Source organism: Streptomyces sp. NBC_01216, assembly GCF_035994945.1.
Lineage (GTDB): Bacteria > Actinomycetota > Actinomycetes > Streptomycetales > Streptomycetaceae > Streptomyces.
Genome location: NZ_CP108677.1, coordinates 3,855,951 through 3,875,313, shown reverse-complemented (window position 1 = coordinate 3,875,313; position 19,363 = coordinate 3,855,951). Strand labels below are relative to the sequence as shown.

Below are 19,363 nucleotides of genomic sequence, written 5' to 3'. Positions count from 1 at the left end.
ATCCGCCACCACACAGGTCTACACCAATTACCTGGAGGCCCTTGTCACCCGGGCCTCGGACTGATGAGCTATGACGCGGGACACATAGGCACATAGGACGCCCTGGGAAAGGGAGATGTCGTGAGCAACGAAAGCCTGGCCAACCTGCTCAAGGAAGAGCGGCGGTTCGCGCCGCCGACCGAGCTGGCCGCGCACGCCAACGTGACGGCGGAGGCGTACGAGCGGGCCGCGGCGGACAGGCTTGGCTTCTGGGCCGAGCAGGCGAAAGGGCTCAGCTGGGCCACCGAGCCGACCGAGACCCTCGACTGGTCGAACCCGCCGTTCGCGAAGTGGTTCGCCGACGGCACGCTCAACGTGGCGTACAACTGCGTCGACCGGCACGTCGAGGCGGGAAACGGTGACCGCGTCGCCATCCACTTCGAGGGAGAACCCGGCGACAGCCGCGCCCTCACCTACGCGGAGCTCAAGGACGAGGTCTCCAGGGCCGCCAACGCCCTGACCGAACTGGGCGTCACGAAGGGCGACCGGGTCGCGATCTACCTCCCGATGATCCCCGAGGCCGTCGTCTCGATGCTGGCCTGCGCCCGCATCGGCGCCGCGCACTCGGTGGTCTTCGGCGGCTTCTCGGCCGACGCCATCGCCACCCGTATCGAGGACGCCGACGCCAAGGTCGTCATCACCGCCGACGGCGGCTACCGCCGCGGCAAGCCCTCCGCGCTCAAGCCCGCCGTCGACGAGGCGCTGAAGCGGGTCGACCGCGTGCGCAACGTGCTCGTCGTCCGCCGTACCGGGCAGTCGCTCGAGGAGGCGGGGGGCACCTGGACCGAGGGCCGGGACGTCTGGTGGGACGACATCGTCACCCGGCAGTCCGCCGACCACACCCCGGAGGCGTTCGAGGCCGAGCACCCGCTCTTCATCCTCTACACCTCCGGCACCACGGGTAAGCCGAAGGGGATCCTGCACACCTCGGGCGGGTACCTCACTCAGGCCGCGTACACCCACCACGCCGTGTTCGACCTCAAGCCGGAGACCGACGTCTACTGGTGCACCGCCGACATCGGCTGGGTGACCGGGCATTCGTACATCACCTACGGACCGCTGGCCAACGGCGCGACACAGGTCATGTACGAGGGAACCCCGGACACCCCGCACCAGGGCCGCTTCTGGGAGATCGTCCAGAAGTACGGCGTCACGATCCTCTACACGGCGCCCACCGCGATCCGCACCTTCATGAAGTGGGGCGACGACATCCCCGCGAAGTTCGACCTGTCCAGCCTGCGGCTGCTGGGCTCCGTCGGCGAGCCGATCAACCCCGAGGCATGGATCTGGTACCGGGAGCACATCGGCGCCGGGAAGACCCCGATCGTGGACACCTGGTGGCAGACCGAGACCGGCGCGATGATGATCTCGCCGCTGCCCGGGGTCACCGCGACCAAGCCGGGCTCCGCCCAGCGGGGCCTGCCCGGCATCGCGGCGACCGTCGTGGACGACGAGGCCAACGAGGTCCCGGACGGAGGCGGCGGCTACCTGGTCCTGACCGAGCCGTGGCCGTCGATGCTGCGCACCATCTGGGGCGACGACCAGCGGTTCATCGACACGTACTGGTCGCGCTTCGAGGGCATGTACTTCGCCGGCGACGGCGCCAAGAAGGACGAGGACGGCGACATCTGGCTGCTGGGCCGGGTCGACGACGTCATGCTCGTCTCCGGGCACAACATCTCCACCACGGAGGTCGAGTCCGCGCTCGTCTCGCACCCGTCGGTCGCCGAGGCGGCCGTCGTCGGCGCCGCCGACGAGACCACCGGTCAGGCCATCGTCGCATTCGTCATTCTGCGGGGCACGGCCAGCGAGAACGCCGACCTCGTCGCGGAGCTGCGCAACCACGTGGGCGCGACGCTCGGACCGATCGCCAAGCCGAAGCAGATCCTGCCGGTGGCCGAGCTGCCGAAGACCCGCTCCGGCAAGATCATGCGCCGCCTGCTGCGCGACGTCGCCGAGAACCGTCAGCTCGGAGACGTCACCACGCTGACGGACTCGTCCGTCATGGACCTGATCCAGACGAAGCTGCCGAGCACGTCCAGCGAGGACTGAGCGACACGGAGCAGACGGCGCCGCCCGCCCCGGAGCACCGGGGCGGGCGGCGCCGTCTGAACGGCCCTCCAGAACACGCCATCGAGGCGTTTTGTCCCTAAAGTGAAGATCGCCGGACACTCCCCCGCGTCGTTAGGTAAAGTAAGCAAAGCGCCAGAGACACGACGAGAAATACCCAGGTGCGCCGGGAAGTCTGGTCGGCACGTGCTCTGCCCTGCCCACCGACCGGAGGTCTCCGCCGTGCCCCCGTCCGCCCCCACCCCCACCGGCCGTAAGTTCCTCGGCCGTCTCTCACTGCCCGAAAGGCAGTACGTCGCCGACGCGCTGCGCGCCGAGACCGTCGGCGGAGTACTCCTCCTCGTCGCCGCCGTCGCCGCGCTCGTGTGGGCCAACACGGCCGGCGCCGGATACGAGGCCGTGCAGGACTTCCACATAGGGCCCGCCGCCCTCGGCCTCGACCTCTCCCTCCAGCACTGGGCGGCCGACGGCCTCCTCGCGATCTTCTTCTTCGTCGCGGGCATCGAACTCAAGCGCGAACTCGTCGCCGGCGAACTGCGCGACCCCAAGGCCGCGGCCCTGCCGGTCATCGCGGCGGTCTGCGGCATGGCCGCGCCCGCCGGCGTCTACGCGCTGACCAACGTCATCGGCGGCGGTTCGATGGACGGCTGGGCCGTGCCGACGGCCACCGACATCGCCTTCGCGCTCGCCGTCCTCGCCGTCATCGGCACCTCGCTCCCCTCCGCGCTGCGGGCGTTCCTGCTCACCCTGGCCGTCGTCGACGACCTGTTCGCGATCCTGATCATCGCGGTCTTCTTCACCAGCGACCTCAACTTCGCCGCTCTCGGCGGGGCCGTCGCCGGGCTCGCCCTCTTCTGGTTGCTGCTGCGCAAGGGCGTCCGCGGCTGGTACGTCTACATCCCGCTCGCCCTGCTCATCTGGGGCCTCATGTACAACAGCGGCGTCCACGCCACCATCGCCGGTGTCGCCATGGGCCTGATGCTGCGCTGCTCCCGGCGCGAGGGCGAGGAGCATTCGCCCGGCGAGCACATCGAGCACCTGGTGCGCCCGCTCTCCGCCGGACTGGCCGTACCCCTCTTCGCCCTCCTCTCCGCCGGAGTCAACCTCTCCGGCAAGGCGATCGGCGACGTCTTCACCCAGCCGGTGACCCTGGGTGTCGTGCTCGGACTGGTCGTCGGCAAGGCGCTCGGCATCTTCGGCGGCACCTGGCTGGCCGCCCGCTTCACACGAGCCGAGCTGAACCAGGATCTGGCCTGGGCCGACGTCTTCGCCGTCGCCTCCCTCGCCGGCATCGGCTTCACCGTCTCGCTGCTCATCGGCGAGCTGGCCTTCGACGGCGACGCGACCCTGACCGCGGAGGTCAAGGCGGCGGTGCTGATCGGCTCGCTGATCGCGGCCCTGCTCGCGACGGTTCTGCTCAAGCTGCGGGTACGGAAGTACCGGGCCCTGCTGGAGGAGGAGGAGCGGGACGACGACGAGGACGGCATCCCCGACATATACGAGGAGGACGACCCCGCCTACCACCTCCGGATGGCCGCGATCCACGAGAGGAAGGCCGCCGAGCACCGCGAGCGCGCCCGACTCGCGGGGGCGTCGAGCGACGACGCCGACAGTCCGGCATGATCTGAGGTCGGACCGCAGAAGAGACTCCGGACCGTAGAAGAGAAGAGGGAGCAGCGATGAGCGACCCGGTCAACGAAGCCGAGCGCAGCCTCGGCCAGCTGGTCGCCTCGGCGACCGCCGAGATGTCCGCGTTGGTGCACGACGAGATCGCCCTGGCCAAGGCCGAGGTCAAGCAGGACGTGAAGCGCGGCGCCATCGGCAGCGCGGCGGGCATCGCGGCGGCCACGGTGCTGCTGTTCTCGTTGCCGATGCTGAGCTTCGCGCTCGCCTACGGCATCCAGGCATGGAGCCACTGGCACATCTCGGTCTGCTTCCTGCTCTCCTTCGCCGCGAACGTCATCCTCGCCGGACTGCTCGGGCTGCTCGCCTACGCCAAGTTCAAGAAGGTGAAGCCGCCGGAGAAGTCGCTCAGCTCCGCCAAGCGGACCGCCGCGGTCCTCCAGAACGCCAAGCCGCACCCCCGCCCCGAACGGGCGGCTCTGACGGCCGCGGCGCGGGACGAGGCCGCCGCTGTGGGACGCTCGTCTGCATGACCGTCTCCGAGAGCAGCACCGGCAGCGGAAGTCCCGTCCGTATCGAGGGCCCCTGGACGCATCGCGACGTGGCGGCGAACGGCGCGCGCTTCCACATCGCCGAGATGGGCGAAGGGCCGCTCGTGCTGCTCCTGCACGGCTTCCCCCAGTTCTGGTGGACCTGGCGTCATCAGCTGCCCGCTCTCGCCGAGGCGGGCTTCCGCGCGGTGGCGATGGACCTGCGCGGGGTGGGCGGCAGCGACCGCACGCCACGCGGGTACGACCCGGCGAACCTGGCGCTCGACATCACCGGCGTGGTCCGTTCGCTCGGTGAGCCGGACGCCGCGCTGGTCGGCCACGACCTCGGCGGCTACCTGGCCTGGACGGCCGCCGTGATGCGCCCGAAGCTGGTGCGCCGGCTCGCGGTCTCCTCGATGCCGCACCCCAGGCGCTGGCGCTCGGCGATGATCGCCGACCTCTCGCAGTCGCGGGCCGGTTCGCACATCTGGGGTTTCCAGCGGCCATGGCTGCCGGAGCGTCAGCTCGTGGCGGACGAGGCGTTGCTGACGGGACGGCTGATCCGGGAGTGGTCCGGTCCGGGGCTGCCGGACGAGGAGGCGATCGAGGTGTACCGCAGGGCGATGTGCATCCCCTCGACGGCGCACTGCTCGATCGAGCCGTACCGGTGGATGGTGCGCTCGCTCGCGCGGCCGGACGGCCTCCAGTTCAACCGGCGTATGAAGCGCCCGGTGCGGGTACCCACACTGCACCTGCACGGTTCGGCGGACCCGGTGATGCGGACCCGCAGCGCGGCGGGCTCCGGCGCGTACGTGGAGGCGCCGTACCGCTGGCGGCTCTTCGACGGCCTGGGGCATTTCCCTCACGAGGAGGATCCGGTGGCCTTCTCGACAGAGCTCGTGAACTGGCTCAAGGACCCCGAACCCGATCGCTGAGCCGACGGGAGGCCCTGCCGCCCGGCCCGCCATGTGCCGCGCGCATACTCCAATTGGCGGGCCCCCGGGCGGTTACCGACCTTGGGGCAGGGGCAGACGTCGGGGTATGGGCTGGACGCACGACTACGGTGACACGGCACGCAACCGCCGCTCGGCCGCTGGGCCGGGCACTCACGAGAGGAGTGGCCCCCAGGACGAGGGTCGCTCACATCCCGTGCAAGGCATGGGGATTCCGCGCATTCTGCGCCGCAGGGCCCGCTGGGTGTCGGCCCGGCTCCGGCATACTCGCGACTGACGCGCCCGCCCGCCTCGCTACAGCGCGCACGCCTGACTGTCGACCTGCTGGTCGGCCACCCGTCCCTGGGTGATGTCGTCCCGGATCTCGTCGGCGGTCAGCGCGTAGCCGGTGTTGGCGTCGTCGAGCGAGCGGGCGAAGATCACGCCGTAGACCCTGCCGTCCTCGGTGAGGAGCGGGCCGCCGGAGTTGCCCTGACGGACCGTCGCGTAGAGGGAGTACACGTCCCTGCGTACCTCGCCGCGGTGGTAGATGTCCGGGCCCTTGGCGCTGATGCGGCCCCGCACGCGAGCCGAGCGGACATCGTAGGAGCCGTTCTCCGGGAAGCCCGCGACGATCGCGTCGTCGCCGCTGCGGGCGTCCTCGTCGGTGAACTCCAGGGGCTTGGCGTCAAGGTTCGGGACGTCCAGGACGGCGATGTCACGCTTCCAGTCGTAGAGGACGACCTTCGCGTCATAGAGCTTGCCCTCGCCGCCTATCTGGACGGTGGGTTCGTCGACGCCGCCGACGACGTGGGCGTTGGTCATGACCCGGCGGTCGGCGAAGACGAACCCGGTGCCTTCGAGCACCTTGCCGCAGCCCGGTGCCGTGCCCACGACCTTGACGATGGAGCCCTGGGCTCGGGCGGCGACCGCGCTGCCGGCGAGTGCCGGGTCGGGCGGCCGGACCTCGGTGATGGGCTCGTTGGCGAACGGGCTGAAGACCTGGGGGAAGCCGTTCTGGGCGAGCGTCGAGGTGAAGTCGGTGAACCAGGTGGATGCCTGATCGGGCATCACCCGTTCCACGCCCAGCAGCACCTTGGAACTGCGTACCTCCTTGCCCAGCGTGGGCAGTGAGGTACCGGCGAGTGCGGAGCCGAGCAGCCAGGCGACCAGCAGCATCGCGACCACGTTGACGAGCGCGCCCCCCGTGGCGTCCAGGGCACGGGCAGGCGACCAGGTGATGTGCCGGCGCAGTTTGTTCCCGAGGTGAGTGGTGAACGCCTGGCCGACCGAGGCGCAGACGATGACCACGATCACGAAGACGACGGTGGCCGTGGTCGAGATCTGCGAGTCGTCCGTCAGCTGATCCCAGAGGACGGGGAGCAGGAAGACGGCCGCCATGCCACCGCCGAGGAAGCCGACCACCGACAGGACGCCGACCACGAAACCCTGGCGGTATCCGATGATGGCGAACCACACGGCGGCGAGCAGCAGCAGGATGTCCAGCACGTTCACCGTCAATTGCCTCGCAGATTCGTCTTCGGTCGCCTGGGTCAGCCTGTCATGAGCGCCAGTCGAGTGGGACCTGCTTGGCCCGGTCCCATGGACGCTCCCAGCCCGCGTAGTGAAGCAGGCGATCGATCACTCCGGCGGTGAAACCCCAGACCAGAGCGGATGCGACGAGGAACGCGGGGCCTTGGTGGCCGCTGGGATGGACGGCGGTGGCGCGATGGGCGGGGTCCGTGAGATCCGCCACGGGGACGGTGAAGACCCGGGCGGTCTCCGCGGGGTCGACCACGCCGACCGGGGTGGGGGTGCGCCACCAGCCGAGGACCGGGGTCACGACGAATCCGCTGACCGGAATGTAGAGCCGGGGCAGCATCCCGAAGAGCTGGACGCCCGCGGGGTCGAGCCCGGTCTCCTCCTCGGCCTCGCGCAGCGCGGCCCGCAGCGGGCCGCCGTCGGCTGGGTCACCGTCCTCGGGATCGAGTGCGCCACCGGGAAAGGAGGGCTGCCCCGGATGGGAACGCAGACTGCCGGCGCGTTCCATCAGGAGCAGTTCGGGACCGCGGTCGCCCTCCCCGAGCAGGATCAGGACGGCGGACTGGCGGCCGCCGGTCTTGGGCGGCAGGAAGCGGCTGAGCTGTTCGGGACGGATGCCGCGGGCCATCCGGTCGACCGGGGCGAGCCAGTCGGGCAGGCCGTCAGCGCGAAGGAGGCCCGCCGTCGCGGGACCGTGCTCCCCGCCGTGGACCGATTCCCTGTCTTCTTCCGTGCGCGTCATAGGCACCCCCGTGGTTCACAACGCGATCGACGTGTGGGTTCGTTCCCTCACGCGCCGGCTCCGAGCGGCGGCGCGGGCATGCCCGGATAGTCCGGGGGCGGGTTCAGTCGCTGGCCGGGGTAGCCGCCCTTCTCGTACTTGAGCAGCTTGCGGGCCTTCTCGGGGTCGGTCTCGCCCTCTCCGTAGGCCGGGCAGAGCGGGGCGATCGGGCAGGCGCCGCAGGCGGGCTTGCGCGCGTGGCAGATGCGGCGGCCGTGGAAGATCACCCGGTGCGAGAGCATCGTCCACTCGCTCTTCGGGAAGATCCCGGCGATCTCCGCCTCGATCTTGACCGGGTCCTCCTGCTCGGTCCACTTCCAACGGCGGGCGAGCCTCATGAAATGGGTGTCGACGGTGATGCCGGGGACACCGTAGGCATTGCCGAGGACGACGAAGGCGGTCTTGCGGCCCACGCCGGGAAGTTTCACCAGGTCGTCGAGGCGCCCGGGGACCTCCCCCCCGAAGTCGTCCCTGAGGGCGGCGGCGAGCCCCATGATCGACTTGGTCTTGGCACGGAAGAAGCCGGTGGGCCGGATCAGCTCCTCGACCTCCTCGGGGACGGCCGCGGCCAGGTCCTCGGGTGTCGGGTACTTCGCGAAGAGCGCGGGGGTGGTCTGGTTGACCCGCAGGTCGGTGGTCTGGGCGGAGAGGACCGTGGCGACGAGCAGCTCGAACGGATTGCGGAAGTCCAGCTCGGGGTGGGCGTAGGGATAGACCTCGGCGAGCTCCCGGTTGATCTTCCGGGCCCGGCGGACCATCGCGAGTCGTGACTCGGGTTTGGCGGCGGCCTTCTTCGGCTTCGCCGTGCGGACGTTGCTCTCTGCCATGCCCGAAGGCTACGCCGGACGGCGCAGCGGTGTACGGCCGACCGGAGTGCGGCCGGGGTGCCCCGGGGCTCCTGGCGGCCCTCCCGGTGCACGCCCGGGAGGGCCGCCGGGCGGGCACCGGGAGGGCACCCGGACCAGGGCCGGAACGGCGGAGACATGCGATTTGCACGCTTCGCCTCGCTCACCGACGACTGTTCGCCCACAGCGGAATCACATCCACCGGGCGCTCTGTCCAGGGCCGTCGGTCCCGCGATCCCGGCGGCGAGTTGGGGAATTCAGCCCCCTGGAGCACGACCGGGCGCGCCGGTAGGTCAGACTTGTGTAGGACCCTTGTGATCGATCGCACTGTTTTCCGGTGCGGCATCATGGGGATGCACCGTCCCCTGAGCAGGTCGACAAGGAGAGAATTCGTGGACGACGTTCTGCGGCGCGCCCCGCTCTTCGCGGCGCTCGATGACGAGCAGGCCGCGGAGCTGCGCGCCTCGATGAGTGAGGCGACGCTCGCCCGTGGCGACGCGCTCTTCCACGAGGGCGACCCCGGCGACCGCCTGTACGTGGTCACCGAAGGCAAGGTGAAGCTCCACCGGACCTCGCCCGACGGGCGCGAGAACATGCTGGCCGTCCTCGGCCCCGGCGAGCTCATCGGCGAACTGTCCCTCTTCGACCCGGGCCCGCGCACCGCGACGGCGACGGCGCTGACCGAGGTCAAACTGCTGGGTCTGGGCCACGGCGACCTCCAGCCCTGGCTGAACGCCCGCCCCGAGGTGGCCACCGCGCTGCTGCGCGCCGTCGCCCGCCGGCTCCGCAAGACCAACGACCAGATGTCCGACCTGGTGTTCTCGGATGTGCCGGGCCGTGTCGCCCGCGCGCTCCTCGACCTGTCGCGCCGCTTCGGCGTGCAGTCGGAGGAGGGCATCCACGTCGTCCACGACCTGACGCAGGAGGAGCTCGCCCAGCTGGTCGGCGCCTCCCGCGAGACGGTCAACAAAGCCCTGGCGGACTTCGCCCAACGCGGCTGGCTGCGCCTCGAGGCCCGCGCCGTGATCCTCCTCGACGTGGAGCGGCTCGCGAAGCGCTCGCGCTAGTGCCGCACGCACGGGAAGGGCCGCCCTGGTGGGCGGCCCTTCCGCGTGTCCGCGCTCAGCGCTTCGTACCGTCCACGATCAGCGGGCTTCCGCTGCCGCCACCGCACGGCACCGCGTAGACCGGGTTCTTCGCCGCGGCCTCCTTGTAGGCGTCGATGCACTGGTTCGCCAGGACCTTGTCCGTCAGCGAATCGTTGAGGATCTTGTTGGCGCGGGCGATGCCCTCGGCCTCGATACGGCGCCGGTCGGCCTCCGCCTTGGCCGTGCGGGCGGCCTCGGTCGCCCGCTCGGTCGCCTGCTGCTGCTGGATCTTGCGGTCGATCTGACCCTGGAGGGCGTCCGAGGGCTTCACGTTGCGCAGGTTGACCGCGGTGACAGCGATGCCGCGCGGAGCGAGCCGCTCCTTGATCAGCGTGCCGATCTCGGCGTTGATCTTCTCGCGGTCGCTGGCGTAGCCCTGCTCACTCGTGTAGCGGGCGAAGACGTTGCGGACGATCTCCCGGCTGTCGGGGTAGACCAGCCGCTGCTGGATGGCGTCCTCGCTGCCCGCGAGCCGGTAGAGCTCGACGGACTTGGCCGGGGTCACCGCCCACTTCACGGTCACCTCGGCGTACATGACGCCACCCTGCGAGGAACGGACCTCCACCACGTCCTTGTCGGAGAGGTTGAGGTCGACGGGGCGGGTGGAGAAGGTCGTGACGCTCGTGAACGGCGACGTCAGGTGCATGCCCGAGGTCATCGGCGCCCCCACCTTGCCGAAGACGACCGGGACGCCGACCTCGTAGGCGCTCACGACATAGAGGGTGGAACCGAACAGTGAGAGGACACCGGCGATCAGCGCGCCCAGCGCCCCGAGTCTCAGCCCTCCCGAGGCGTTGGCGCGGGCGACGAAGAAGAGGACCACCGCGGTGATGAACAGCAGGATCGACAGGACGAACACGTTTCCCCCGAATCAAACGGTCACAAGTAAGCGGAGCGTAAAGCACAGGCCAAAAGGTCCGCTTCTCGGGGGTGCGCACCGCGGGGCCCAGGGCGCCCGGACCGCCGGCACGGGAGACCGGCCAGGGGGGTGTCAGGACGGCCGGTCAGATCAGGCCGTGCTCCCGCAGGTACTCCAGCTGCGCCCGTACCGACAGCTCGGCCGCGGGCCACAGGGAGCGGTCCACGTCGGCGTACACACGGGCGACGACCTCCGGGGACGTCCGGTGGCCGCCCTCGACCGCCGTCTCGACCTGGGCGAGACGCGAGGCGCGGTGGGCCAGATAGAACTCCACCGCCTCCTGGGCGTCCTGGAGCACCGGCCCGTGCCCCGGCAGCACCGTGTGGACACCGTCGTCGACGGTCAGCGAGCGCAGCCGCCGCAGTGAGTCGAGGTAGTCGCCGAGCCGCCCGTCGGGGTGAGCCACCATCGTCGTGCCGCGCCCGAGGATCGTGTCGCCCGTCAGCACCGCCCGGTCGGCGGGCACGTGGAAGCAGAGCGAGTCGGAGGTGTGTCCGGGCGTCGGCACCACCCGCAGCTCCAGTCCGCCGACCTCGACCACCTCTCCGGCCGCAAGGCCCTCCTCACCGAGCCGCAACGCCGGGTCGAGGCAGCGCACCTGGGTCCCCGTCAGCTCCGCGAAGCGGCCGGCGCCCTCCGCGTGGTCCGGATGACCATGGGTGAGCAGGGTGAGCGCGACCCGCTTGCCGAGCCTCTCCGCGGTGTCCACGACGTTCCCGAGGTGACCCTCGTCCAGCGGTCCCGGGTCCACGACGACGGCGAGCGGGGAGCCCGGCTCGGACAGGATCCAGGTGTTGGTGCCGTCGAGGGTCATCACGGACGGGTTCGGCGCGAGGACGTTCACGGCGCGCGCGGTCGCGGGACCGGACAGCACACCGCCCCGGGGCCGGCCGGGAAGCGCGGCTGCGCCGGTCATCCCCTGCCCCCCGTGGGAATGTGCTTGGTGAACTCGTCGTGACCCGGCCAGCTCAGGATCAGCTCGTCCCCGTCCAGGCGCGCCTGCGCCAGCACCGGCGCCAGGTCCTGCCCCGCGGCCCCGGCGAGGGCGTCGGCCGCCGTCCCGAAGCGTTCGAGGGCCCGGAGGGTGGAGATGGTGGGCGGCATCATGGTCAGCTCGCCCCGGTCGTAACCCGCCGCGGCCTCCGCCGGGCGGATCCAGACCGTACGGTCCGCCTCCGTCGAGGCGTTGCGGGTCCGTTGGCCGGACGGCAGCACGGCGACGAAGAACCACGTGTCATAGCGCCGGGGCTCGAACTCCGGCGTGATCCAGCGCGCCCACGCGCCGAGCAGATCCGAACGCAGCACAAGGCCCCGCCGGTCGAGGAAGTCGGCGAAGGACAACGCGCGGGCGACCAGGGCCTCCCGGTCCTTCTCCCAGTCGTCGCCGGTCGTGTCGCCGACCACCGAACGGGCCGTCTCGCCGGCGAGCAGCACGCCCGACTCCTCGTAGGTCTCCCGCACGGCCGCGCACACCACCGCCTGCGCCTGTGCCGGGTCGGGAAGGCCGAGCCGCGCGGCCCAGGACTCCAGGGACGGTCCGGCCCAGCGCACGGGGTGCTCGTCCCGCGGATCGACACCGCCGCCGGGATAGGCGTAGGCGCCACCCGCGAAGGCCATGGAGGCGCGCCGCCGCAGCATGTGCACGCTGGGCCCGCCGTCCCCGTCCCGCAGCAGCAGGACCGTGGCGGCCCGTTTGGGCATCGCGGGGGTGAGCTCGCCCGCGGCCAGGGCGCGGATGCGGTCGGGCCATTCCGGTGGGTACCACTGACCATTCGCCATGGGCGGATGGTATGCCGGGAGGTCCGGATGTTCGAGAGCCGGCTCCTCCCCCGGACGGGGCGGAACCGGCTGTTCACGGAGGGCCGCGTCCTTCTCTCGGCCGAAGGTCAGCCGACAGGCTCTCCGTCTTGCTCGAGCTCCACCTGGACCTCGACCTCGACCGGGGCGTCCAGCGGCAGCACCGCCACGCCGACCGCGCTGCGGGCGTGCACACCCTTGTCGCCGAGGACCGCGCCGAGCAGCTCGCTGGCACCGTTGACGACACCCGGCTGACCTGTGAAGTCGGGGGCGGAGGCGACGAAGCCCACGACCTTCACGACCCGCTTGATCCGGTCCAGGTCGCCGGCGACCGACTTCACGGCCGCGAGCGCGTTCAGCGCGCATACGGCCGCGAGTTCCTTGGCCTCATCGGCGGTGACCTCACCGCCGACCTTGCCGGTCAGCTGGAGCTTGCCCTCCACCATCGGGAGCTGGCCCGAGGTGTGGACGTACACGCCGGACCGCACGGCGGGCTGGTAAGCGGCCAGCGGAGGCACCACCTCCGGCAGCGTCAGGCCCAGCTCGGCCAGCCTGGCCTCGACGCCCCCGCTCACTGCTTCTCCCTCTTCAGGTAGGCCACGAGCTGCTCGGGGTTGTTCGGCCCGGGCACGACCTGGACGAGCTCCCAGCCGTCCTCGCCCCAGGTGTCCAGAATCTGCTTCGTCGCGTGCACCAGAAGCGGCACCGTCGCGTACTCCCACTTGGTCATGGCCCGACTGTATCCGTTGCCACAGGCGGGCTCCTGCTTAGGCGGCCGCGCCAGTGGTTAGGCTCGAAGACGTGAGCAGGCTCCAGGTCGTCAGTGGCAAGGGCGGTACCGGTAAGACGACGGTCGCCGCCGCCCTCGCGCTCGCCCTCGCGACCGAGGGCAAGCGGACTCTCCTCGTGGAGGTCGAAGGCAGGCAGGGCATCGCACAGGTCTTCGAGACGGAGGCACTTCCCTACGAGGAACGCAAGATCGCCGTCGCCCCCGGCGGCGGCGAGGTCTTCGCGCTGGCCATCGACGCCGAACGCGCGCTCCTCGACTACCTGCAGATGTTCTACAAGCTGGGCGGCGCGGGCCGTGCCCTGAAGAAGATCGGCGCCATCGACTTCGCGACGACGATCGCGCCCGGCGTGCGGGACGTACTGCTGACCGGCAAAGCCTGCGAGGCGGTACGGCGCCGGGAGAAGAACGGCGCGTACACCTACGACCACGTGGTCATGGACGCGCCCCCGACCGGCCGGATCACCCGCTTCCTCAACGTCAACGACGAGGTGGCGGGGCTGGCCAGGATCGGCCCGATACACCACCAGGCGCAGGCGGTGATGCGCGTGCTGAAGTCTCCCGAGACAGCCGTGCACCTGGTGACCCTGCTGGAGGAGATGCCGGTCCAGGAGACCGCCGACGGCATCGCGGAGCTGCGGGCGGCCGAACTGCCGGTGGGACAGGTGATCGTCAACATGGTCCGCCCGCACGTCCTCGACGAGGCGGCGGTACGGGCGGCGGCCGGCGACCACCGGGACGCGATCGCGGCGAGCCTGGCCGCCGCCGGCGTCCCCGGGGGGAAGCGGCTGGTCGGACCGCTCCTGGAGGAGGCGGCCGAGCACGCCCAGCGGGTGGAGCTGGAGCGCGCGCAGCGGACGGTCCTCATCGGGCTCGACATGCCGACGTACGAACTGCCCTACCTGGGGGACGGGGCGGACATCGCGGGCCTTTACCGGCTGGCGAAGGAACTGCGGAAACAGGGGGTGGGCGCATGACGGACAGCGCACGGACCGGGGAGACGGCCATGGCTCCTGCGGCCGGGTCCGGAGCCACCGCGGACGCGCCCGCGCGGGCCGCCTCCCGCACGAACGCCCCCGCCGCACACGCCCCTCCCGCGGACGCGCCCACCCCGAACGCCCCCGACGACGACGTCGTCGTCCCGGACGTTCCCCCCACGGACGGCGAGTTCGTGTCCTCGGGCTTCGGCGAGGGCCTGGTCCCGCCCGTCGGGAGCGAGGAGGAGGGACGTCCCGGTGACGGACTCGACTCCGTTCCCGCGCTCGCGCTGGACCCGCTCCTCGACGCCCCGGGGACCCGGATCATCGTCTGCTGCGGCGCCGGCGGGGTCGGCAAGACGACGACGGCGGCGGCGCTGGGCGTCCGGGCGGCCGAGCGCGGCCGGAAGGTCGTCGTGCTGACGATCGACCCGGCCCGGCGGCTCGCCCAGTCGATGGGAATCGACTCGCTCGACAACATCCCCCGCCGGGTCGAGGGCATCAGAAGCCGGCCCGCGCGCGGCACGGCGACGCGCGGTTCCGGCCCGGCCGGCGGGCGGCGGGCGGAGAGCGGGCAGTTGCACGCGATGATGCTCGACATGAAGCGCACCTTCGACGAGATCGTCGAGGCGCACGCGGACGCCGACCGGGCGCGGGCGATCCTGGAGAACCCCTTCTACCAGTCGCTGTCCGCCGGGTTCGCCGGTACGCAGGAGTACATGGCCATGGAGAAACTCGGCCAGTTGAGGGCGCGCGAGGAGTGGGACCTGATCGTGGTCGACACCCCGCCGTCCCGCTCCGCGCTGGACTTCCTGGACGCCCCGAAACGGCTGGGGTCCTTCCTGGACGGCAAGTTCATCAAGCTGCTGATGGCACCGGCGAAGATGGGCGGCCGGGCGGGCATGAAGTTCCTCAACGTCGGCATGTCGATGATGACCGGCACTCTGGGCAAGCTGCTGGGGGGGCAGTTCCTCAAGGACGTACAGACCTTCGTGGCCGCCATGGACACGATGTTCGGAGGCTTCCGGACCCGGGCGGACGCGACGTACAAGCTCCTGCAGGCGCCTGGCACGGCCTTCCTGGTGGTCGCCACGCCCGAGCGGGACGCGCTGCGCGAGGCCGCGTACTTCGTGGAGCGGCTGGCGGCCGAGGAGATGCCGCTCGCCGGGCTCGTCCTGAACCGCGTGCACGGCAGCGGCGCCGCCCGGCTTTCGGCCGGGCGGGCACGGGCAGCCGCAGAAAATCTTGACGAGGGGCGCATGGTGGATCAGGTGTCCGGGAAGACTGATGTTCGTGGCCCCCGCGCCACCATCCCCGAGCCGTCAGACATCGCCACCGCCGCCGCACGTTCGTCGCAGGACCCCGAGGCTGCCCCCACAGCCGACCCGTACGACCCCGCGCACACCCCCTCCGTAGCCGCACAGGACATCCCGCAACTGACCGCAGGACTGCTCCGTCTGCACGCCGAACGGATGCAGGTGCTCGCACGCGAACAGCGCACGCGTGACCGTTTCACCGCGCTCCACCCGGAGGTACCGGTAGCCGAGGTGGCCGCGCTACCGGGCGACGTACATGATCTCGCCGGCCTTCGGGCCATCGGCGATCGCCTCGCGTCGGGTCGCGTCCCACGGCCCTGAGCCGTCTCCGGCACAGAGTCCCCGTCCCCGACCGGTCCGGGCGGCCCCGGTCCACGCCCCGGCCGCTCCACGGTCCGGGGCGCGTCTGATCCCGCTCACCGCGGGGCACGGACACCGGGCTCGGGCACGCGGACGTCCAGGTGTGGAGGACGGGTGAGTCGTACCGTCGTCCGCGACGCGGCAGTGCCTCCCGGCCGACCTCGCGCGGGACCACCACCGCCGGGAACCCGGCGCGGTTGCGCGCCTCGGCGGCCGACTCACCGGAAGACCCGTGGACGGCCGCGGGCGGGGTACGGACGACCGCCCGCTCCTCGTTGGCGTGGGGCCCCTCATGGCCGGCGGTGGGGCCGGAGGCACGGGCCCGCGCGATCACCTGACGGACCGGAGCTCTAGCCCACGGCCGCGTAGCTCTCGTAGGTCGCGTCGTCGTCCATCGCCACGGGCAGCAGGCCCGCTCCCCGCTCGTACTCAGTGCGTGCCGTCTCCAGCAGCCGCCGCCACGACGTGACGGTCGGCCGCCGCCGCAGCAGAGCGCGGCGCTCACGCTCCGTCATGCCACCCCACACGCCGAATTCCACCCGGTTGTCCAGGGCGTCGGCCAGGCATTCGGTCCGCACCGGGCATCCGGTACACACCGCCTTGGCCCGGTTCTGCGCCGCTCCCTGTACGAAAAGTTCATCCGGATCGGTAGTGCGGCAGGCCGCCTGCGCACTCCAGTCAGCTACCCAGCCCATACCGGCGCCGTCCTCTCCCGAATCGAGGCTCCCCCACGGCGACAGCGGCATATTCACCGCTGCCAGTTGAGGACGTTACGGACCGCAGGCACAGCGCAACACCCCCTTCGGGCCCAATCTTGAATGGCCCGAACGGACTATGCGTACGCGGCAGATCACCCAGAGGAGTGACCGGAGGACATGCGTGCCGAAACCGACAAACAGAACAGTTCGCCAGTATCCGACAGAGCCACACAGGACATCCAATGACACATGAGATGAAATCGGGCAGGGCTTCCCGCGATTCGGGTCCAGGGGAGTTCACGCCGAAGTCACGCCCGGGTCTTGATGCAGAACCACACTGCTGTGACAGTTGAGAGCAGCTTAGGCCAATGCCTATACGCGTGTCCGGCGAATCAGGACGTCGGCGCCTCGTCCTGCCGTGCCGTCACGTCCGGCCGGCGCGCCCCCGGAGGCGGCGGTCCCGGCCCCTCAGAGCCTGGCTGACGCCACCGCTTGTCATACCCGCCGGCAGACCGGTCACGCCGGGCCTCGGCCGGCCGCCCCCTCCGGATGTCACGGTCTGGTACGGGAACGCTCCGGGACCCCCCGCTCCCGTGGAACGCCCGGCACGACGGATTAGGCTGCCCCCATGGCAAACAAGCGCTCGGGCGGAGGTCTGACCGGGACCCAGCAGGCCGCCAAGTTCCTCGGTGTCAGTGTGCTCTCCGGAGCCGTGCTGGCAGGCATCGCGCTGCCCGCGGCCGGAGCACTGGGGCTGGCGGCGAAAGGCACCGTCGAGGGATTCGACGAGATCCCGTCCAATCTGAAGACACCGCCGCTGAGTCAGCGCACGACCATCCTCGACTCGTCGGGGGGTCACCTCGCCACCGTGTACTCGCGGGACCGCAAGGTAGTACCGCTGGAGAAGATCTCCCCGTACATGCAGAAGGCGATCGTCGCGATCGAGGACTCGCGCTTCTACGAGCACGGCGCGGTCGACCTCAAGGGCGTCCTGCGTGCGATCAACCGCAACGCCCAGTCGGGCGGCGTGGCCCAGGGCGCGTCGACGCTCACGCAGCAGTACGTGAAGAACGTCTTCGTCGAGGAGGCGGGCGACGACCCGGAGAAGGTCGCCCAGGCGACCCAGCAGACCATCGGCCGCAAGGTACGCGAACTGAAGTACGCGATCCAGGTCGAGGAGGAGCTCGGGAAGAAGAAGATCCTCGAGAACTACCTCAACATCACCTTCTTCGGGCAGCAGGCCTACGGCATCGAGGCGGCTTCCCAGCGCTACTTCTCCAAGCCGGCCGCGGACCTGAAGCTGGAGGAGGCGGCCATGATGGCCGGACTCGTCCAGTCCCCGAGCCGCTACGACCCGGTCAACGACATCCAGGAAGCCACGAAGCGCCGCGACGTGGTGCTCCAGCGCCTGGCCGACGTCAAGGACATCAGCCAGGCCGAGGCGGACAAAGCCAAGGCCACCCCGGTCAAGCTGAAGGTGAAGACGCCCAGGAACGGCTGCATCACCGCCGTCGACGGCGCCGGCTTCTTCTGCGACTACGTCCGCAAGACCATCCTCACCGACCCGGTCTTCGGCAAGACGGTCGAGGAGCGCCAGAAGCTGTGGAACCTCGGTGGCCTGACCATCAGGACCACCCTCGACCCACGCGCGCAGGAGGCGGCCAACGAGGCCGCTGTGGCGAAGATCAACGAGGACGACAAGGTCGCCGCCTCGGTGGTCCAGGTACAGCCAGGTACCGGCAAGATCCTCTCGATGGGTCAGTCCCGTCCGTACGGCCTGGACCAGAAGCAGCACCAGACCACGCTCAACCTCGCCGTCGGCAGCAGGATGGGCGGCACCACCTACGGCTTCCAGGTCGGCTCGACGTTCAAGCCGATCACGGCCGCCGCGGCGCTGGAGAAGGGGCTGAGCCCGGCACAGTCCTTCAGTACGCCGTGGAAGATCTCGGTACCGATGAACTCCTTCACCACCTGCGCGGGCGGACCCGCCGGAGGCGGCAACTGGGACCTGCAGAACGAGCTGCAGTCCGAGGCCGGCAGCTGGGACATGACCAGCGCGCTCGGCAAGTCCATCAACACCTACTTCGCGCACCTCGAGCAGATGACCGGTCTGTGCGAGACGGTGAACATGGCGAAGAAGATGGGCTACGAGCAGAGCCTGGGCAAGGACCTCAAGGAACTGCCGTCCATCACCCTCGGCGGCCAGGAGAGCACCCCGCTCGACATGGCCTCGGTGTACGCCACCTTCGCCAACCGCGGCACGTACTGCACCCCGATCGCCATCGAGTCGATCACCACGCCCAACGGCAAGAAGCTGAAGGTCCCGCAGACGCGGTGCTCGCGGGCGATGAGCGAGCGGACCGCGGACACCGTCAACCAGATGCTCAAGGGCGTGGTCGAGGACGGCACCGGCCAACGGGCCGGTCTCAGCGACCGCGACAACGCCGGCAAGACCGGAACGACCAACGACCGCAAGGACGCCTGGTTCGTCGGGTACACGCCGAACCTGTCCACTGCGGTGTGGGTCGGTGACGACGTCGGCGAGAAGACCGGCATGTACAACATCACCATCGGCGGCGTCTACTACGACAAGGTCTGTGGCGGTTGCCTCCCCGGCCCGATCTGGCGGATCGCGATGACCGGAGCGCTGAAAGCCTCCGAGACCCCGAGTTTCGCCCCCGTCTCCGTCCCCCGCGCCGAGAAGCCGGAGGACAAGGAGAAGCCCAGGGACAGGGACAGGAACAGGAACAGGAACAAGCCCGGTGGCGGCGACAAGCCAGGCGACGGGCGGCCGGGCGACGGCACCCCGTTCCCCGGGATCACCATTCCGCCGGACCTGGCCGGTGGTGGGAACAACCGCGGTCAGGGCGGCGGTGGCGGCCGGTAGAACGGCCCCGTTGCGATACGCCGGAGGGCGCCCCCAAGAGATTCGGGGGCGCCCTCCGGCGTATCGACGCAACGCGTCCGGGTCGCTCCGTGCGGTCACGGCGGGCCGGGCC

At 70.5% G+C, this 19,363-nt stretch carries 18 protein-coding genes; 9 read left to right on the top strand and 9 right to left on the bottom strand.

Features of this window, described 5'->3' with window-relative positions:
• Positions 1-120 precede the first annotated feature (120 nt).
• The 5 genes from acs to OG393_RS17105 all read left to right on the top strand — a co-directional run bounded on the left by acs (position 121) and on the right by OG393_RS17105 (position 5,492).
• A complete protein-coding gene (acs, locus tag OG393_RS17125; protein WP_327375520.1) occupies positions 121-2,091 on the top strand; it encodes an acetate--CoA ligase in 1,971 nt (656 codons plus the stop codon).
• 240 nt (positions 2,092-2,331) lie between these two features.
• Entirely contained in the window at positions 2,332-3,732 is a 1,401-nt protein-coding gene (gene nhaA / locus OG393_RS17120; protein WP_327375519.1) for a Na+/H+ antiporter NhaA, read from the top strand.
• Positions 3,733-3,788: 56 nt separating this feature from the next.
• Positions 3,789-4,265, top strand: coding sequence for a phage holin family protein (locus OG393_RS17115; protein ID WP_327375518.1), 477 nt, complete (start codon positions 3,789-3,791; stop codon positions 4,263-4,265).
• Complete coding sequence (locus OG393_RS17110) at positions 4,262-5,197, top strand: alpha/beta fold hydrolase (protein WP_327375517.1); 936 nt, start codon at positions 4,262-4,264, stop codon at positions 5,195-5,197. Before OG393_RS17115 ends, OG393_RS17110 begins: the two co-directional genes overlap by 4 nt.
• Positions 5,198-5,303: 106 nt before the next feature.
• A complete protein-coding gene (locus OG393_RS17105; RefSeq protein ID WP_327375516.1) occupies positions 5,304-5,492 on the top strand; it encodes a hypothetical protein in 189 nt (62 codons plus the stop codon).
• Positions 5,493-5,509: 17 nt separating this feature from the next.
• On the opposite strand, the gene OG393_RS17100 is transcribed toward OG393_RS17105, so the two are convergent.
• The 3 genes from OG393_RS17100 to nth are packed head-to-tail and all read right to left on the bottom strand — an operon-like array spanning position 5,510 to position 8,344.
• Complete coding sequence (locus OG393_RS17100; RefSeq protein ID WP_327375515.1) at positions 5,510-6,709, bottom strand: MarP family serine protease; 1,200 nt, start codon at positions 6,707-6,709, stop codon at positions 5,510-5,512.
• Positions 6,710-6,755: 46 nt separating this feature from the next.
• On the bottom strand, positions 6,756-7,478 hold the full coding sequence (locus tag OG393_RS17095; RefSeq protein WP_327375514.1) for an NUDIX hydrolase: 723 nt from the start codon (positions 7,476-7,478) through the stop codon (positions 6,756-6,758).
• 47 nt (positions 7,479-7,525) lie between these two features.
• Positions 7,526-8,344 carry an endonuclease III gene (gene nth, locus OG393_RS17090; RefSeq protein ID WP_327375513.1) on the bottom strand — a complete coding sequence of 273 codons (819 nt, stop codon included), beginning with the start codon at positions 8,342-8,344 and terminating at the stop codon, positions 7,526-7,528.
• Positions 8,345-8,754: 410 nt separating this feature from the next.
• On the opposite strand from nth, the gene OG393_RS17085 reads away from it, so the two are divergent.
• Positions 8,755-9,429, top strand: a complete 675-nt coding sequence (locus tag OG393_RS17085) for a Crp/Fnr family transcriptional regulator (RefSeq protein ID WP_015034542.1) — start codon at positions 8,755-8,757, stop codon at positions 9,427-9,429.
• Between the two features lie 55 nt (positions 9,430-9,484).
• Here OG393_RS17085 and OG393_RS17080 read toward each other — a convergent pair whose 3' ends face one another.
• The 5 genes from OG393_RS17080 to OG393_RS17060 form a co-directional block, all read right to left on the bottom strand.
• Positions 9,485-10,369 (bottom strand): prohibitin family protein, encoded by an 885-nt coding sequence (locus OG393_RS17080; RefSeq protein WP_327375512.1) that lies wholly within the window; start codon positions 10,367-10,369, stop codon positions 9,485-9,487.
• A 145-nt stretch (positions 10,370-10,514) separates the two neighbouring features.
• A complete protein-coding gene (locus OG393_RS17075) occupies positions 10,515-11,345 on the bottom strand; it encodes an MBL fold metallo-hydrolase (RefSeq protein WP_327375511.1) in 831 nt (276 codons plus the stop codon).
• Positions 11,342-12,208 (bottom strand): NUDIX hydrolase, encoded by an 867-nt coding sequence (locus tag OG393_RS17070; RefSeq protein WP_327375510.1) that lies wholly within the window; start codon positions 12,206-12,208, stop codon positions 11,342-11,344. Before OG393_RS17070 ends, OG393_RS17075 begins: the two co-directional genes overlap by 4 nt.
• A gap of 107 nt (positions 12,209-12,315) precedes the next feature.
• Positions 12,316-12,801, bottom strand: a complete 486-nt coding sequence (locus OG393_RS17065) for a RidA family protein (protein ID WP_327375509.1) — start codon at positions 12,799-12,801, stop codon at positions 12,316-12,318.
• The gene (locus OG393_RS17060) at positions 12,798-12,956 is read right to left on the bottom strand and encodes a DUF4177 domain-containing protein (RefSeq protein ID WP_003991873.1); all 159 of its coding nucleotides are present in this window, start codon (positions 12,954-12,956) and stop codon (positions 12,798-12,800) included. Before OG393_RS17060 ends, OG393_RS17065 begins: the two co-directional genes overlap by 4 nt.
• Positions 12,957-13,027: 71 nt before the next feature.
• On the opposite strand from OG393_RS17060, the gene OG393_RS17055 reads away from it, so the two are divergent.
• Together OG393_RS17055 and OG393_RS17050 are read left to right on the top strand one after the other, a co-directional pair.
• Complete coding sequence (locus OG393_RS17055; protein WP_327375508.1) at positions 13,028-13,990, top strand: ArsA family ATPase; 963 nt, start codon at positions 13,028-13,030, stop codon at positions 13,988-13,990.
• Positions 13,987-15,627, top strand: coding sequence for an ArsA family ATPase (locus OG393_RS17050; protein ID WP_327375507.1), 1,641 nt, complete (start codon positions 13,987-13,989; stop codon positions 15,625-15,627). The genes OG393_RS17055 and OG393_RS17050 overlap by 4 nt, the downstream gene beginning before the upstream one ends.
• 389 nt (positions 15,628-16,016) lie before the next feature.
• On the opposite strand, the gene OG393_RS17045 is transcribed toward OG393_RS17050, so the two are convergent.
• A complete protein-coding gene (locus OG393_RS17045; protein ID WP_327375506.1) occupies positions 16,017-16,361 on the bottom strand; it encodes a WhiB family transcriptional regulator in 345 nt (114 codons plus the stop codon).
• A gap of 631 nt (positions 16,362-16,992) precedes the next feature.
• Here OG393_RS17045 and OG393_RS17040 point away from each other — a divergent pair.
• Positions 16,993-19,251 carry a transglycosylase domain-containing protein gene (locus OG393_RS17040; protein WP_327375505.1) on the top strand — a complete coding sequence of 753 codons (2,259 nt, stop codon included), beginning with the start codon at positions 16,993-16,995 and terminating at the stop codon, positions 19,249-19,251.
• Positions 19,252-19,363 lie beyond the last annotated feature (112 nt).